This is a genomic window from Pseudomonas sp. W5-36, assembly GCF_046540455.1.
In the GTDB taxonomy this organism is placed as follows: domain Bacteria; phylum Pseudomonadota; class Gammaproteobacteria; order Pseudomonadales; family Pseudomonadaceae; genus Aquipseudomonas; species Aquipseudomonas graminis_B.
Genome location: NZ_JAXCIQ010000002.1, coordinates 270,808 through 284,020, shown reverse-complemented (window position 1 = coordinate 284,020; position 13,213 = coordinate 270,808). Strand labels below are relative to the sequence as shown.

Here is a 13,213-nt window from a genome sequence, read left to right as displayed (position 1 = left end):
GAATACTGAGCCGCATCGGTTTTCGTAGGCACAATCAGTGGCTGCTGGTGCCGATTTCTGCCGCTCTTGCCATTAATCGATGTGAGCAAACTCAGTCGGCTGAGGGGGCTACCACTGGCAGGCTATGGTCGTAGATATCCATCATTTTCGGGTCGCGGTGACCACTGGCCTCCTGCTTGTCCGATCGGTTGCCGGCGGTGTCCGTGATTCCCCTTCGCTTCAAATCGTGCAACGCGAAACGCTGCTCGGGCGTGATTACGTCGTCCTTGAGTGCCAGTGTGATGAAACGCTGCCAAGCGGTATCAAGACTCGACTTGCGCAGCGTACCGCCATGGCTCGCCACGATGATGGGTCGTCTGTGTGGTGCGATCGGGATGGGCGTCCGGCGCTTTTCCCAAGTGCGTGATCGGTACGCCTTTGCACTGTCCCACACCGCTCGCAGGCGCGGCGTCCAACGAACGATGTTGTCCCTGCTGTCCCTGCTGCCCTTGCGTCGGTTGGTCAAAATCCCTTCTTCCAGCTCATTGGCGTCTGTGAGGGTGACGACCTCGATACCTCGGAGCCTGCACAGGTAGGCCAGCTCCATCACGATCGGGAGATATTCCGGACAGCCACCAGGCTCGTTGCGCGCAAGTCGGCCGCGAGCCATTGCCCGATCGATCAGCTCGTTCATGACGCTTTGTGTCGGTAGCCGGCGCTGTTTGCGTTCAATGGGCGCCTCGATGCCCAGCGCTGGGTTGATCTCCAGATAGCCGCGGTTACGTCCCCACTGCATCACCCGCCGAAGGTACCGCAGGGCATGCGCAGCTTTGGAAGGGGTTCCCTCGTCTGCAAGTCGATCGACGATGCGTTGTACCAGGGCGGCGGTGAATTTCTTCACAGCGAGGTCGCCCAGCGGCTTACCCAGCTTGGTGGGGATATTCAGCAGTACGTCTCGGGAGTAGCAGTAATCGTCGTGTGTCTTTGGCCTGAGCTTTTTATAACGATCGCTTTCGTGAAACTTCTCACAGACGTAACGGAGCGTACCTCTGTCGACGTTTGACGCTTCATCCATGATCCGATGTAGTTCTGCCAGAGATACGTCTGCAGGCGCCACATTGCGGCGCCGCTGTTTCCCTGTTTCATCCCTGTGGAGGGTGTACCAAACTCCGCTGCCGCGCTGGTCGAAGAAAATGGCCGCCGGAAGGGCGGCCTGGTCGACGTGGGCAGGAATATTGGGATTGTGCTTCCGCTTCCTCGCTCGCTTCATAAAATGTCGATTTCGTACCGTTCGTTCGATGCTGGGGTGAGCCCAGCTGCTTGATTGATGAGGTCCAGAGTTGTCCAGGGGCCGGTACGGCCTCGAAACAGGCGAACACCCTGTTCAATGAGTGACCTTTCAACGTCAGACCGGCGCTGATATCCGGTAATGCGCTGCAGGTCTTCGAATATCAAGACGTTGCTCGACATGTATGCCTCTGCGGGTGTTGCTCCCGAGCCAGTCTAGTGCTTGGTCTGGGGCAGCGTTATTAGAAGATGCCGGTCAGTTTTCTTGGTGAGTTCGTCCGGGCGCGGGCAATGCCCCTTCCGATTCAATGAAACCGGTGCTCTTGCCGCCGCCGTCCATGGCTTTGAGGTACATGACTTCTACTTTCGCAGAATCCACCAGCACTTTCCCGACATCGGCAATCGCCCTCGCTCTTTCAATATCCATCGGCTTTTCTGCGTCCTGGAGCGCCTCCAAGGTAGCGAAAAGATGATTCCGCAGGTCAATCATTTTGTTCTTCATTGGTTGTCCTCGATCGCTCGCTTCAATTTGCCCAACAGACGAATGGTTTGCTTCAACTCGGGGGGGAATCGGTGGATCGTATTACGACCCATCAGCTCGTTACGGGTGATTAGCTCCAGGTTATCGACTGAGCAGTCCGTCCGGTCTGCTGTCCTGAACACCAAAACCATGCCATTCGGAATGACACCGTGCGCCGCTTCCCAGTTGCGCCGGTGAGTCCATTCCCAGCCGTTGGGCTCGGCCACCTTGATCTTGAGATAACCATCTGTAGCCATAACCTCGGTGCCTACGGGCACATGGTTGTGCGGCATGCCACCTTTGGAGAACTGCGTTTCAGATGAACGCCCCCGGGAGGGAAACGGCTTGTCCTTGTTCCAGGAGGAGTTGCCTTTTTGGAACCGGGATGCCGCACCGCGTAAGCCATCCAGACGGCCGGAATGGGGCCCGCCAAAAAAGGCGGCGCTCTTCTTGATGCCCATGGCTTTTGCTTTGGCGTGTACAGCGCTGAGCGGCCGATCGAGGCGCTCAGCAACGGCAGAACCGGGATGGTCCGGATACAGCGCGGACAGCAGCTCCATTTCCCGGTTGGTCCAATAGCGTCGGCTGGATTTCCTGCGCGGGATTTTCGCGCGGGCCCGCTCAAGCGCCTGCTCGGCGAGTACGTTCATTACGCGTCACCCAACAAAGCGCGTGTCAGGGCATTCCTCTGACCTGCAGGGGTGAGCTTCTGCAATGGTTGGGTGCCGGTACGACCGTTTCGGCCGCGGAGGCGAGCAACGGAGCCGTCGATCGCGATGACCTTGGCTTCTTTGACCGAGAGGCCATAGCCGCCGGCTGTTGCAGTCATCTTCACGTATGTGACCTGATCACCAACGCAAATCGTGTTCATGGTAGCCTCGGCCGCGCTGCCGTTGAGGGTTTGAGCTTGCATGGTTCTCTCCTTTCAGGGGTGGTAGGTGCCATGGGGTTGCAGCCCTATGGCACCGACTTCATTTGGATTACTAGCGAAGGATCCAGATCATCAGATCCGGAACCTGAACCGCGACGATTGCGATCAGCGTCACAGTCAGCACTGCTCCCAACAACTGCCCCAGTAGGGCGCCGCGAGCGGCTTGTTCAAGTGGTTCGGTGTTGCGCATGGTTCTCTCCTTTCCGGGGTTGCCGGTTGCAGCCGGCGTTACAGGTCGCTGTCTGGCATTCGCACCAGGTACAGCACCAGGTCTATAAACTGATCGTTGTCTTCCTCGCATGACTGCCAATCCAGCACCGATTGAATTTGCCGCCGCGTGCAATTGAGCACCAGGATCTCCCGCTGACCATCGGCGCCACGGACCTCCAGAATGTCGACCAGTCCGTTGGGCCCATATGCTTCCGCCTGGACGGTTTTGCGCTGGTCATTGCCCAATTCGTCGAGCAGCTCGGTAACGCGGCTTTGTTGCGCCTGCGCGGTGCCGGCGACGACTTGAATCTGCATGGTTCTCTCCTTTCAGGGCTGTTCGACGTGGGTTGCAGCCCTACGCCTGAAAAATCCAGCATTTGACGATTGGTGACTTGGTGATCGTGTTGTTGTGTCGCATGGCGTGGTGAGCCCGGACCTTGCTGTCCACGGACTTATTCGATTCCAGAAACTTGTGCCGGCGGGATTCCTTAAGGCGATCGCGAAGCTCGCTGACGTCGGCCAGCTTCTGGCGATGCTCGGCGGCGCGCTCGACGAACTCGTTGAGGTTGATGGCGATGACGTTGTCTTTTTTGCTGTGGTTTACCACTGGCCCTTCGGCGTCCAGGCTTTGCAGGTAGTCGTAAACCTCCCAGAATTCGGCCACTACTGGGTGGTCTGCGCTGATCGAGCTCTGGCGCTCGATCGCCATTCCGACGATGCAGCGTTGCGTCGCCGTAATTTGTGCGTCAGTCAGTGGGACCAGCGCACGAATGCAGTCAACCAGGCCGAGAAGCTGCGCGTGGTTCTTTACGATCCGCTCGACCCGAATGTATCCGCGCAGCTGGTTGCCGCACTTCTGGCACGCAGACTTTTCGCTATCAGGCGGGTATGCGGTATCGCAGCTGACGCAGTGGGTATGCAGCCGGCGCAGGCGGGCTTCGTGAGCCGGGATCTTGTCCGCAAGGGTGGACATGACGTCGGCTTCACGCTTGACCGCTTGCAGCAAAAAATGGCTGAGCTTGTTGCCGTCCAGCGCTGTGAGCTTGTCAGCAGCCTCGCGGCTTGCCGGAGTGACAATAGGGCGGACGAAATGCAGCTTAACGATTCGCGTCATGATGGCTTCGGACGCTACGACCGGAGCGTTCTGGCTGATGGCAATCGTGCCCCTGAACGGCGGCTCGTAGGTTTCGTTACCGGCCGTCTTGACGCCCTTGGTCGCCAATGTGCCGCCGCCGAAGTAATCCTTCAGCTCGTCCCATTCAAAGTTCTTGGCGTGTGATTTGTCATCGCCGCTTCGGTCAGATTCCAGCAGTACCACAGGCATCCCGGAAACTTGACCCATCAACCGGCTTCGGCCGGCCTTGGTCGATTTGGACGGGTCGAAACCTTCGTAGCCAGACCGTCCCAGCAATTTCCACAGTAGGTTAAGCAGCGTGGTTTTACCGGCCCCGGCTTCGCCTGTTGCTTCCAGGAAGGGGAACGACTGGTAACGAGCCCGGATCTGCTCGGCGAACAATGATCCGAACCAGAAAGCCAGCGCGACCACGCCCTGGGCGCCGAAGCACGTCCAAAGCAGCTTTGCCCATTCATCGCTGTATTCCTTTGGATCGCGCTGAATGCGTACCGGCACGGCCTTTTGCAAAGTCTTGAGTCGCAGTTTTCCGAACTCGAAGAACTCCTCGTCGTTGACCGCCACGACCTGACCATCCTTGATTGCCATGTCTCCGTAGACATAGCAGGCGTACTCTTTGCTGTAGCCAACGAAGTCGATCGTCTGGACCGTTTTGATCGCAAATAGCTGGTCCTTCATGATCTTGTCGAGCTGCTGACCGCTGCCGGTGAACACGGCGCCTGCAGCCATGCCCAGAGGGCGCTTCTTGAATTCGCTCGCGGCCGCGACCTGGCCGCCGGTGAACGTGTTCTTTACCGACACGCCGTCGTGAGGGAAGTCGACTCGGAAGAAGTACCAGGACTCGTCGGTGATCTCGTTGCGCTGGAAATAAAGGGCCTGCGGGTAGCAGTTGGCGATCTCGACCACGCAGCCGGACATGCGCAGCGCCTTTTCGCGCATGGCCTTGTTATTCAGCTGCTGCTCATCGTGGTCTTCGCTCGTCTCCAGCGCCTGCATGGCGCTGTTGAACTTGCTGATGTCCAGCTTCCACCAGTACAGGCGGGACTCGAAGCCGAAGTGAAATTCTTCGCGCTCGCGCCAGTCGTACATCAGCAGCGCTTTTTCCGAGGCACTCTCCGCGATCAGCAGGGCGCCGTGGTGGCGTGCTTCGGCGAGGTCGCCGTCCAACCGCTTCTGCCGGTCGGCTTCGTCGTCGATAAACGCCCAGCGCTGATGCAGATCGTTCCAGTCCACCTTTCGCGCATCACGCTGCGGGATCTGCGCGGCAGTACACTCAAACCCCATCGCACGGGCCATTGCCACCCATTTGCGCGTGTACTTGTGTGCGCCTGGTTCATTGTCCAACGCCCATACAAGCCTTGGGAGACTGCCAGCCCGTAGCGTGATCAGCGCCTTGAGCGAAGCTTCCGGGAAGGCGTTGGACGACATCGCGGCGACAGCGTCGATATCGTTGTGCTGCAGGGCAATGGCGTCAAAGATCCCCTCGACAATCCAGAGCTCGCGGGTGTTGGAGAGGTCGACGTGCGGGGAACACCACCAATAGCCCCTGTACGATTCCTTCGGCTTGAACCGAGCCTTCTTCTTTCCGAACCGGTGAGGTCGGTCGATCAGGCGTTCCCAATAACCCCCGCGCTCCAAAGGGAAGCGCACGGTTGCCGATCCGATCTCCAAATCCCGATCAAAGTAGCTCTCTTGAGTGAACAGGCCTGCGACTAGGTCCATCTTGAACCCACGAGCGAACTCCAGGTAGGCGCGAGCCGTGGCAGTGGGCTGATCATCAGTTGCCGGCGCCCGTTTGCTCCAGTCGTCGAAAATGTCGTCGTACAGCTCTTTAACGTGCCACTGCTGACCGCACTTGCTTTCCCGGCCGCACTTGATGAACCACGGGTTCACGAAGCTGGAGTAGAGCTCTTTTTTGCCGCATGCCGGGCATACACCGCCGCGCATGAAATCAGTGCCGGCACGATGCTTCAGCCCGTAGTCATTTTCGAGTCGGGTCAATACGTCAGCCCGGATCACGTCTTCCATCGTCAAGCCTGCTTACTTATGGCGGCCTGTAAGGCGCCGAGAGTGGTTTTTTGTGCTGCCAGAGCCGGGTAAGCGGAAAGGATCGCGCCGGAGCGCAGACCGTCAGGGACGCGCCGAAACTCATCCGAATACCAGTGCTCTTGAATCCCAATGCGTAGCCGCTCGCGCAGCTCGTACTGCAAGGCTTCCGCAAGGCTCTTGCTCAGGTCCATTCGGATTGAAAGTGCTGTGCTCATGGCTGTATCCCTGATTTCGGGCGCAATTCGCCCAAACCCATACGCTCTGGGTCGTGCTAGTTGTTCAGATAGTCGGGGGGGGCTGTCGCTGCCCGGGCACGTCGATCAATTGCTCGAAAATATGGGCGACGGGGATGGCGTAGGAGTTGCCGGTGGTGGGGTCAGTAAGCACCGCCACGGATTCGCTGCTGTTGGCAAGGTTTAGCCGGCGCTGATCTCCAGTGGAACGCAGCTCGCTGTAAGCAAGGCCCGCGAGCATCTCTGCAAGATAGAGGGGCACTTCGAGAGTGGTCTGCAGATACGTCACCGCCCGGACGAAGAGCTGTTGGTCATTGTCCAGGTGCTCGCTTTGGTGACGCTGCATGAAGCACAGGGCCGCGCTCTGCATCGTCGAGCGATACTCAAGTTCCGGGTTCTGCGCTTTCAGTACGATTTGCATCAGGCCGTCTCCAATCCCAGTAGATCCATCTGTTGTTCGCCATCCTTCTTCATCGCTTGCCGGCGAATCGCGACCGGTGCCACTGGCAGGCGGACTGACGGGTTTGGCATGCCGGACGGGCTCATTTCGTGAGTCATTTCAAACTCGGCGCGGACCGACCAGCCACACGCCTCGTTAGTGCATTGCAGGTAGGCGATACGCAAAAAGATATGCGTGCCCTCACTGGTGCGGATGCGCATTCGCCCCCGGCAGTGCGGACATACCAATTTGTAGGTGCTCACTTGTTCTCCCCGCCGCGAGTTGCGGCCTTCGGCTGACGCCGAGAATTGGCGGCGCTTCCTGCGCCTACTTCGGTTCCTACCTGCTCGCTGGTTCTCTGTGCAGAACGATCACGGCAGTAATTTCTTCATGTCTGGCTGCTACGTGCGCACGATGCGCGGCGAGGATGTCTTGCACTTCGCAGTCATTGATGACCCCATCTTCGAGGGCCTTGGCAATGATGGCGTCGACAAGACCGCGCTTGACGGCGGTGTTGATTGAACGTGCATACAGATCAAGGTTGTCCAGTTCACCTGCCTCGGCAACGGGAACGAATACGCCCCCGTACAGGCCGCATACGAAGTCCGGCAGATGGGTCGTGCCTGTCTGTGATTCCAAAAGGCAGATTTGCTCGTCCGTCAGAGGGCGACTGCCGGCATTTTCGTAAGCGTGGTTATCAAACTTCTTTACCGACATGCCGAGCCGAGGTGCTGCGCAATCGCGCCCGCCGGGGTAGGCGCAGATCACTGCACTTACGACTTGGCGGCGGGTTTCTAGAACGGTGCGTTTCATCTTCTCGTTCCTGGTCGGACGAATTGCCATTATTTTGCTATCGCGCCGTCTTTGATCCGCAGGAGTACTGCTGCTCGTCGGGCCTCGCCTCGGACGCCTTTCTTCCGGCCGTTCAACAGGTCGCTGACCAAATTTTTGTTCAGGGCATGTTTGCGGCAGAACTGGGCGATCGTTATGCCGTTGCGGTCAAGTTCTGCGCGGGCTTGCTCGGTTGTAAGGAGGACGGGCATAGTGTTCATGTGTGTTCAATCGTGTTGGAAGTGCCATCATTATGCCCAAGAAATTGGCTGTGTAAAGCGGTGCGTGCCAAAAATTTGTGTATGCGGAGATTCCTTGGAAAAAACTTTGGGCGAGCGGCTCCGGGAAGAGCGCGACCGGCTTGGAATTAATCAAAACGAGCTGGCAGATATTGGAGGGGTGAAACGCAACTCCCAAGGTAACTACGAGCGCGGCCGGCAGAACCCGGACACGGCGTATCTGTTGGCTATCGCGAAAGTTGGGATCGATGTCATGTACGTTCTCTTCGGGACCCGTGACCGGTCTGTAGAAGCACAATCCGGAATTGAGGCCGAGTTGCTTTGCTCCTTCCGGTCGCTGAGTGCCGCCGATCAGGCTGTGGCCCGACGTGTCGTGACTGGGCTTGCTGAAATGAACACTGGGAGCGTCAATCCAACGACTGGATCCTAAGCGCCATGAAACATTTGGCCCATCATTCCTTCCATCGCTGATAGCCGAAAGTGGCCGCGTTTGGCTATTTAGATTCCTGTGAAACCGTCGATGCTTACCGTTTCTCAGGAGTGTTAAGCATGTTGGATCGAGGCGTTTTGGAGAGGCTTGAGCAGGATGCTCGAAACAACGATTGTCCCGACTTGAAATTGACCCAGCTGGAGCAGGCGTTGCTCCAGCGGTATCGCCAGATGTCGGAAACCGATCAGGCGTACCTGCAACGCCTGGCAGAAATGCTGACCCGGACGAAATAGGCCCGATTTTCGCAACTGTGCTCCGGCCGGTCACGCCGGAGTCCCGGTAGTAGGCGCGCTGTTTTTTGCCTGCAGCCGTTTATTCTCCCTCTCAACAGCCCGCTTCGCCGTCGCCTTACTTTCGTACAGGTGCGTGAGCCGACGTGGTCGTGACTGATCCCCTGCCGTCACTGTGTGCTGTTTGGCGGTCTTCGATTCCCGGTACCAGGCGATGATGCCCGTGTAGCTTTTGCCATCCTCCGCGAGCTCGGCAACTTCGTCCCCGTCCGGCAGCTGCGATTCCAGCTCCAGACTGGTGGTGAACGCGTCCGAGGTGAAACTGTGTTTGACGTTGCCGCCGAGCCAGATGATGTCGGCGATCTCTTGCTTGATTCCTGTCAGCGTGTACGTCAGCTCCGGCGCCAGATCTGGTCGCCCGTGGGCGAGCGTGTAGCTCAGTGTCGCGGTCCCGCGCTGCAGTCGGTTCCACTCCGCCCGCGCCGCAACGAGGGCACTTTTCCGATCCGTGAAAGAGTGCCTCAGATCCTTGATGTTCTCCCCGCCGCCGGAAATGGCGCTCTTTTTCTCGGCGCTGTTAACGTCGTAGTAGAAGGCCCGCACGCCGGTGTAGCTGTCACGGTCCGCCTGCAGAAAGCGGTGCTGATCACCATCGAGCCGTGTGAGTGTGACGTGAGGCAGATTCAATCCGCTCGCGTTGGTCGCCCTGCCGATTGGCAGGAACAGCAATCTGTCTGCCTTGACCGTGGCGATCGCGTCGTACTCCTGGCCCAGACGCGTCAGCAAATTCGCATCCGATTCATTCGCCTGGTCGAGATGCACCAGCTCGATGACGTTCAACACCGCGCTGATGACTGGCGCGAGCCCGTAAGCCCCTGCGATCGCTGTAATTACGGCGCCAATCGTCTGGCGATGCCAGCTGCGCTCGCGCTTGACCTTGAGCCCTGCGCGTAAATCGACGCTCCTCGCTCGAATGCTCAGTTGATCAGGAGCGCCGCTGTGTTCAGTTTCATCGACTGTAAACGAACCCTTGTCGACCAGCCCCGTATCGCTCCATCCGAGCCAGACTCGAAGCGTGGCCCCCTTGGGCGGGATCACCAGCAGGCCGTCATGGTCGGAAAGCGTCACGTCCAACTGGTCCGCCTCGAGTCCGCGGTTATCAGTGAGCTCAATACTGACCAGGCGCTTTTCCACCGCCGCCGTAATATCGCGGCCGTCGACCATCAGACGGCAGATAGGGCTGGGGTAAGCCTTCGCCTCGCGCATGGATTTCTGCGCGCTGTCCAGGTAGCGGTCAACTTGGTCAATAGCCTCATCGATCACAAGACGGCCCTCAAAATGTTGCCCGCGCTGCTTACGGCAGAGCCGAGCAAATCAACGCGGCCGTCGTCGATGCGTTTCAACGCGATAGTGAATTCAATTCGACGCGCTGCGCCGTCCTGGAAGAAAAGCGTACGCGTCTCGTTGATGCTTTCGATCACCCAGATGCCGAGAATGCGGCCGGTCCCCTCGACCAACGGGTAAGCCTTGCCGGTGTCGGCCATGTAACGCAGCGTGTCGACGCTTAACGGGGTGCCAGCGAGTGCCGGCAGGAGAACGCCGGGAAGCGTGATCGAATCGTCGCCTCGTCCGAGAAACTGACGTGCCGGATTGGTGCCGATGCGGGAGGTGGAACCGTGCCGCCATTCCGTTTGCCGCTGCAGCTCCTGGTACACCAACGTCTCAAGGCTGAAGATGAACATGCCGAGGGCCATCATCATGGTCGTTTACTCCTGGTCATACAGCGAACTGCGCGCCCGAGCCCGCTTCGCGTTTTGACGTTTATCGAGCTCGGCAGAAACCGCTCGAGCGATCGCGGCCGCATCCATGCCCGGGGCTGCGTGAATGTTGATTTCGATGTGGTCCGGGGCCGACTGCACGACCGGCTGTGGGGAAACAGAGGCGATAGGCGGTCTGTTATCGACCGCAATCAGACCAGGCGCGCCAGCCACGCCAGTCGCAATTGCACCGACTTGCGCCAGTTGCTTACCCATCCTCATGACAGCTTCAAGCACGCCGCTATGGCTACCCGCCTCAGTTGCTGGAGTTGTCGGGCTGTTCCCCAACGACGCGGCGGGGTTCAGTGCTGTGCCAGTATTGACGAGCGTGTCGACGGTAACTGTACCGGCCTTGGTCAGAAGGGCGCCCACCGCTTTAATCGCGTTGAGCGGACCCGCTTGCGCCCCGGTTAGCCCTTGCGCCAGTCCAGCCATGGTGAACCCGCCAAGCTCCGCGAAGACACGAGACGGGCTATGAATCCCGAGCTTCTCCTTGAACCAGTCGATAGTGTTAGTGCCAGCATCAGAGATGACGGTTTTGACCGACCCCATAGCATTCTTGATGCCGCTGACTAGTCCCGCGATGATCATGCCGCCGAACTCGGTGAATCTATTCGGCAAATCCACGCCGAGGTATCCCATCACTGCGGCGAACGCTTGGTAGATCAGGCCGATCGGGCTGAAATTTGCGATCGTCTTCAGGATGCTGCCGATGCCCCCGCTGAAGCCCTGTTTGATTTCCTCCCAGGCACTTGCGAAGTAGGTTTTCACCTTGTCCCAGTTGGCATAGATCAGGTATGCAGCGAGAGCGATCGCGGAGATTGCCAGGCCGATCGGGTTGGTCAAGAACAGCCGGCCGAGCCACATGAACGCCTGACCCACAAAGGGCAGCACCTTCGACCCCAGGTTGATCATCATCCCAATGAGCGACGGCAGTTTGATTCCGATCAGCGCCAGGCCGTAACGCACCGCCAGGAAAGGGCCGAGCGTTGTCGCCAGGGCGAGTGCAACAGAGCTGAACCCGATGGACAGAGCGGCGATGCCGGCGACGACTTTCAGAATTCCCAGCACCAGGCCAGGGTTAGCGTCTGCCCAGGCGGTCAGGCGGGACATAACGCCGTTCAAACCGTTGACCAGCTCGATCAGCGCCGGCCGCAAGGTGGCGCCCAGCGCGCTGCTTAGGTTGAACATCCGGTTTTGTACCATCTGCCAGCGAGCGGAAAGCAGGTCGGCCCGGATATCACCCTCGCGCTGCATCGAGCCGTCGCGTTTAGGTGCGGCCTTTGCGCCATTCACCAGATCGAGCTGACGCTTGTATTCGCCCAGGTTCGACGCGAGCTTGGCGGCATCGTCCCCGTACTCCTTACCGAACAGTTGAGTCATGACGCCCAGCTGCTTGTTCTTCGGCAGCTTGTTGACCGCCTCCATCACCTTCTGAATCGTGCCGGTGGCGTCTTTGGTCATGCCGTCCTGGACGGATTTCGCTTCCAGCCCGATCGCCTGCAGACCTTTGACGAAGCGCTTGGGCTGCTGGGTGGCGATAGCCAGCTCGCGAATCATCGCGTTCGTTGCAGTCGCCGCGATCTCTGACGATGCCCCCAACGTCAGAAACGTGGAGCCCAGCGCCGCCGCATCCTTGAACGACATCCCGACCGAAGCCGTGACGCCTGCAGTGCGCTGCATCACGTCGATGATGTCTTTGCCCTTGGACATGGCGTTGTCGTCGAGGAAGTTGATCGCATCACCCAACTGGCTGACGTTCTTAATCGGCAGATGGTAGAGCTGGGCAATTCGCGCAAGGTTTTCGCCCACTTGCTCGGCCGGAAGTTCGAAGGCAGTTGCCGCTGTCGCCGCGACGCGCGCGAATTCGAGGAGATTGTCTTTACCTTCGACGCCCATCCGGGCGCCGCCTTCCACCAGGGCGGCGATATCGGTCGTCGCCATGGGGATTGTCTCGGCCATCTTCTTGATGGCCGCGCCCATTTCGTAATAGGTCGCCGTCAGTTGCCCATTGTCATCCCGGGCGCCGCTGACCTGCTTTGCGACGCCTGCCATGGCGTCTTCGTAGGAGGCGTAGTTTTTGACCATGCCCAGAATCGGCATGCCGGCGGCGGCGCCGACTGCGCCGGCACTCGCGCCTGCTACGGCCGCGTTGCCGGCTAGTTCCTTGCCCTTGGAATAGTTCTTCTGTGCTCGGGACACGCGCTCCTGCTGCTTGGCGAGCGCGGATAGCCGGTCTTTCTGCGATTGGATGGCGATGTTCGCCGCCTCGATCTCGCTCTTTAGACGGCGCTCGGTGGCTCCGAGGTTGCGGGTGTCAGCGCCCGTCGATCGCATCAGCGGGATCAGCCGCTGCAGTTCCGATCGCTGGGCAGTATGTTTGTTGGTCAGCTTTTCAACAGCGCTGCTCGCGTTGACGAACGATTTTTGGAAGGCGGCGGTGGGCGCGTCCATGCCCTGCAGCTGCTCGCGCAGCGCGCGCAATCTGTTTTGCGCCTTGGCGAGCTCCTCGGAGGACTGGCGAACCGCTTCTTTTTGACGTGTGTAGCTGGAGATATTGGACTGTTGGGCGTTCAGCTCCCGGAGCTGGTCCCGGGCCGCTTTGAGCGCGCGCGAAGTGGAAGTACTCCCGGCGGTGATCTTTTTCAGGGGGCCGGTTACTTTGTCGATCGCCGACAGCAGTACTTCCAGCCGCAGCTTGTCATTCATCCTTAGCCCCACTTCGCACGCGGGCGCGTTCGCGCCAGTCCATCAGTTCGGTCAGGGACAGTGGATCCATTGCCGCTGGTCCCCAGTGGAAAATCACGGCGATGTCCGCCATTGCGT

The 13,213-nt window shown here is 59.1% G+C and carries 19 protein-coding genes; 2 read left to right on the top strand and 17 right to left on the bottom strand.

Annotated elements, in window-relative coordinates; genetic code table 11:
* Positions 1 to 91: 91 nt before the first annotated feature.
* From xerC to SLW74_RS04155, 13 genes are all read right to left on the bottom strand, one after another.
* On the bottom strand, positions 92 to 1,249 hold the full coding sequence (gene xerC / locus SLW74_RS04215; RefSeq protein WP_410928224.1) for a tyrosine recombinase XerC: 1,158 nt from the start codon (positions 1,247 to 1,249) through the stop codon (positions 92 to 94).
* Positions 1,246 to 1,449 (bottom strand): hypothetical protein, encoded by a 204-nt coding sequence (locus SLW74_RS04210; RefSeq protein WP_410928223.1) that lies wholly within the window; start codon positions 1,447 to 1,449, stop codon positions 1,246 to 1,248. The genes xerC and SLW74_RS04210 overlap by 4 nt, the downstream gene beginning before the upstream one ends.
* Positions 1,450 to 1,522: 73 nt before the next feature.
* On the bottom strand, positions 1,523 to 1,768 hold the full coding sequence (locus SLW74_RS04205) for a hypothetical protein (protein ID WP_410928222.1): 246 nt from the start codon (positions 1,766 to 1,768) through the stop codon (positions 1,523 to 1,525).
* Entirely contained in the window at positions 1,765 to 2,436 is a 672-nt protein-coding gene (locus SLW74_RS04200) for an HNH endonuclease signature motif containing protein (protein WP_410928221.1), read from the bottom strand. The genes SLW74_RS04205 and SLW74_RS04200 overlap by 4 nt, the downstream gene beginning before the upstream one ends.
* On the bottom strand, positions 2,436 to 2,699 hold the full coding sequence (locus tag SLW74_RS04195) for a hypothetical protein (RefSeq protein WP_410928220.1): 264 nt from the start codon (positions 2,697 to 2,699) through the stop codon (positions 2,436 to 2,438). The genes SLW74_RS04200 and SLW74_RS04195 overlap by 1 nt, the downstream gene beginning before the upstream one ends.
* Before the next feature lie 70 nt (positions 2,700 to 2,769).
* Entirely contained in the window at positions 2,770 to 2,907 is a 138-nt protein-coding gene (locus SLW74_RS04190; protein ID WP_199885209.1) for a hypothetical protein, read from the bottom strand.
* Positions 2,908 to 2,945: 38 nt separating this feature from the next.
* On the bottom strand, positions 2,946 to 3,242 hold the full coding sequence (locus tag SLW74_RS04185; RefSeq protein ID WP_410928219.1) for a hypothetical protein: 297 nt from the start codon (positions 3,240 to 3,242) through the stop codon (positions 2,946 to 2,948).
* 40 nt (positions 3,243 to 3,282) lie between these two features.
* On the bottom strand, positions 3,283 to 6,087 hold the full coding sequence (locus SLW74_RS04180) for a toprim domain-containing protein (protein WP_410928218.1): 2,805 nt from the start codon (positions 6,085 to 6,087) through the stop codon (positions 3,283 to 3,285).
* Positions 6,088 to 6,089: 2 nt separating this feature from the next.
* On the bottom strand, positions 6,090 to 6,323 hold the full coding sequence (locus SLW74_RS04175) for a hypothetical protein (RefSeq protein WP_346628055.1): 234 nt from the start codon (positions 6,321 to 6,323) through the stop codon (positions 6,090 to 6,092).
* A 64-nt stretch (positions 6,324 to 6,387) separates the two neighbouring features.
* Entirely contained in the window at positions 6,388 to 6,762 is a 375-nt protein-coding gene (locus SLW74_RS04170; RefSeq protein WP_410928217.1) for a hypothetical protein, read from the bottom strand.
* Complete coding sequence (locus SLW74_RS04165; protein ID WP_410928216.1) at positions 6,762 to 7,043, bottom strand: ogr/Delta-like zinc finger family protein; 282 nt, start codon at positions 7,041 to 7,043, stop codon at positions 6,762 to 6,764. The genes SLW74_RS04170 and SLW74_RS04165 overlap by 1 nt, the downstream gene beginning before the upstream one ends.
* 76 nt (positions 7,044 to 7,119) lie before the next feature.
* Positions 7,120 to 7,593 (bottom strand): YmfL family putative regulatory protein, encoded by a 474-nt coding sequence (locus tag SLW74_RS04160; RefSeq protein WP_410928215.1) that lies wholly within the window; start codon positions 7,591 to 7,593, stop codon positions 7,120 to 7,122.
* Positions 7,594 to 7,622: 29 nt separating this feature from the next.
* Entirely contained in the window at positions 7,623 to 7,823 is a 201-nt protein-coding gene (locus SLW74_RS04155; protein WP_410928355.1) for a DNA-binding protein, read from the bottom strand.
* Between the two features lie 103 nt (positions 7,824 to 7,926).
* Here SLW74_RS04155 and SLW74_RS04150 point away from each other — a divergent pair, with 103 nt between their 5' ends.
* A complete protein-coding gene (locus SLW74_RS04150; protein WP_410928214.1) occupies positions 7,927 to 8,280 on the top strand; it encodes a helix-turn-helix domain-containing protein in 354 nt (117 codons plus the stop codon).
* A gap of 119 nt (positions 8,281 to 8,399) precedes the next feature.
* A complete protein-coding gene (locus SLW74_RS04145) occupies positions 8,400 to 8,573 on the top strand; it encodes a hypothetical protein (RefSeq protein WP_410928213.1) in 174 nt (57 codons plus the stop codon).
* Between the two features lie 30 nt (positions 8,574 to 8,603).
* Here the strand turns inward: SLW74_RS04145 and SLW74_RS04140 are convergent, their stop codons facing one another.
* Genes SLW74_RS04140 through SLW74_RS04125 form a run of 4 tightly spaced genes read right to left on the bottom strand, consistent with a single transcriptional unit; the run spans position 8,604 to position 13,208 of the window.
* The gene (locus SLW74_RS04140) at positions 8,604 to 9,893 is read right to left on the bottom strand and encodes a phage late control D family protein (protein WP_410928212.1); all 1,290 of its coding nucleotides are present in this window, start codon (positions 9,891 to 9,893) and stop codon (positions 8,604 to 8,606) included.
* Complete coding sequence (locus SLW74_RS04135) at positions 9,890 to 10,330, bottom strand: phage tail protein (RefSeq protein ID WP_110950424.1); 441 nt, start codon at positions 10,328 to 10,330, stop codon at positions 9,890 to 9,892. Before SLW74_RS04135 ends, SLW74_RS04140 begins: the two co-directional genes overlap by 4 nt.
* A 6-nt stretch (positions 10,331 to 10,336) precedes the next feature.
* Entirely contained in the window at positions 10,337 to 13,096 is a 2,760-nt protein-coding gene (locus SLW74_RS04130) for a phage tail tape measure protein (RefSeq protein WP_410928211.1), read from the bottom strand.
* Positions 13,089 to 13,208 carry a GpE family phage tail protein gene (locus tag SLW74_RS04125; RefSeq protein ID WP_110950425.1) on the bottom strand — a complete coding sequence of 40 codons (120 nt, stop codon included), beginning with the start codon at positions 13,206 to 13,208 and terminating at the stop codon, positions 13,089 to 13,091. The genes SLW74_RS04130 and SLW74_RS04125 overlap by 8 nt, the downstream gene beginning before the upstream one ends.
* Between the last annotated feature and the right edge of the window lie 5 nt (positions 13,209 to 13,213).

Bases quoted from the DNA above. Each gene is read 5' to 3' on its own strand.
- SLW74_RS04180 (WP_410928218.1), bottom strand. From the start codon at position 6,087: ATGGAAGACGTGATCCGGGCTGACGTATTGACCCGACTCGAAAATGAC.
- SLW74_RS04160 (WP_410928215.1), bottom strand. From the start codon at position 7,593: ATGAAACGCACCGTTCTAGAAACCCGCCGCCAAGTCGTAAGTGCAGTG.
- SLW74_RS04135 (WP_110950424.1), bottom strand. From the start codon at position 10,330: ATGATGATGGCCCTCGGCATGTTCATCTTCAGCCTTGAGACGTTGGTG.
- SLW74_RS04205 (WP_410928222.1), bottom strand. From the start codon at position 1,768: ATGAAGAACAAAATGATTGACCTGCGGAATCATCTTTTCGCTACCTTG.
- SLW74_RS04185 (WP_410928219.1), bottom strand. From the start codon at position 3,242: ATGCAGATTCAAGTCGTCGCCGGCACCGCGCAGGCGCAACAAAGCCGC.
- SLW74_RS04210 (WP_410928223.1), bottom strand. From the start codon at position 1,449: ATGTCGAGCAACGTCTTGATATTCGAAGACCTGCAGCGCATTACCGGA.
- SLW74_RS04190 (WP_199885209.1), bottom strand. From the start codon at position 2,907: ATGCGCAACACCGAACCACTTGAACAAGCCGCTCGCGGCGCCCTACTG.
- SLW74_RS04200 (WP_410928221.1), bottom strand. From the start codon at position 2,436: ATGAACGTACTCGCCGAGCAGGCGCTTGAGCGGGCCCGCGCGAAAATC.
- SLW74_RS04130 (WP_410928211.1), bottom strand. From the start codon at position 13,096: ATGAATGACAAGCTGCGGCTGGAAGTACTGCTGTCGGCGATCGACAAA.
- SLW74_RS04155 (WP_410928355.1), bottom strand. From the start codon at position 7,823: ATGCCCGTCCTCCTTACAACCGAGCAAGCCCGCGCAGAACTTGACCGC.
- SLW74_RS04175 (WP_346628055.1), bottom strand. From the start codon at position 6,323: ATGAGCACAGCACTTTCAATCCGAATGGACCTGAGCAAGAGCCTTGCG.
- SLW74_RS04170 (WP_410928217.1), bottom strand. From the start codon at position 6,762: ATGCAAATCGTACTGAAAGCGCAGAACCCGGAACTTGAGTATCGCTCG.
- SLW74_RS04195 (WP_410928220.1), bottom strand. From the start codon at position 2,699: ATGCAAGCTCAAACCCTCAACGGCAGCGCGGCCGAGGCTACCATGAAC.
- xerC (WP_410928224.1), bottom strand. From the start codon at position 1,249: ATGAAGCGAGCGAGGAAGCGGAAGCACAATCCCAATATTCCTGCCCAC.
- SLW74_RS04125 (WP_110950425.1), bottom strand. From the start codon at position 13,208: ATGGCGGACATCGCCGTGATTTTCCACTGGGGACCAGCGGCAATGGAT.
- SLW74_RS04145 (WP_410928213.1), top strand. From the start codon at position 8,400: ATGTTGGATCGAGGCGTTTTGGAGAGGCTTGAGCAGGATGCTCGAAAC.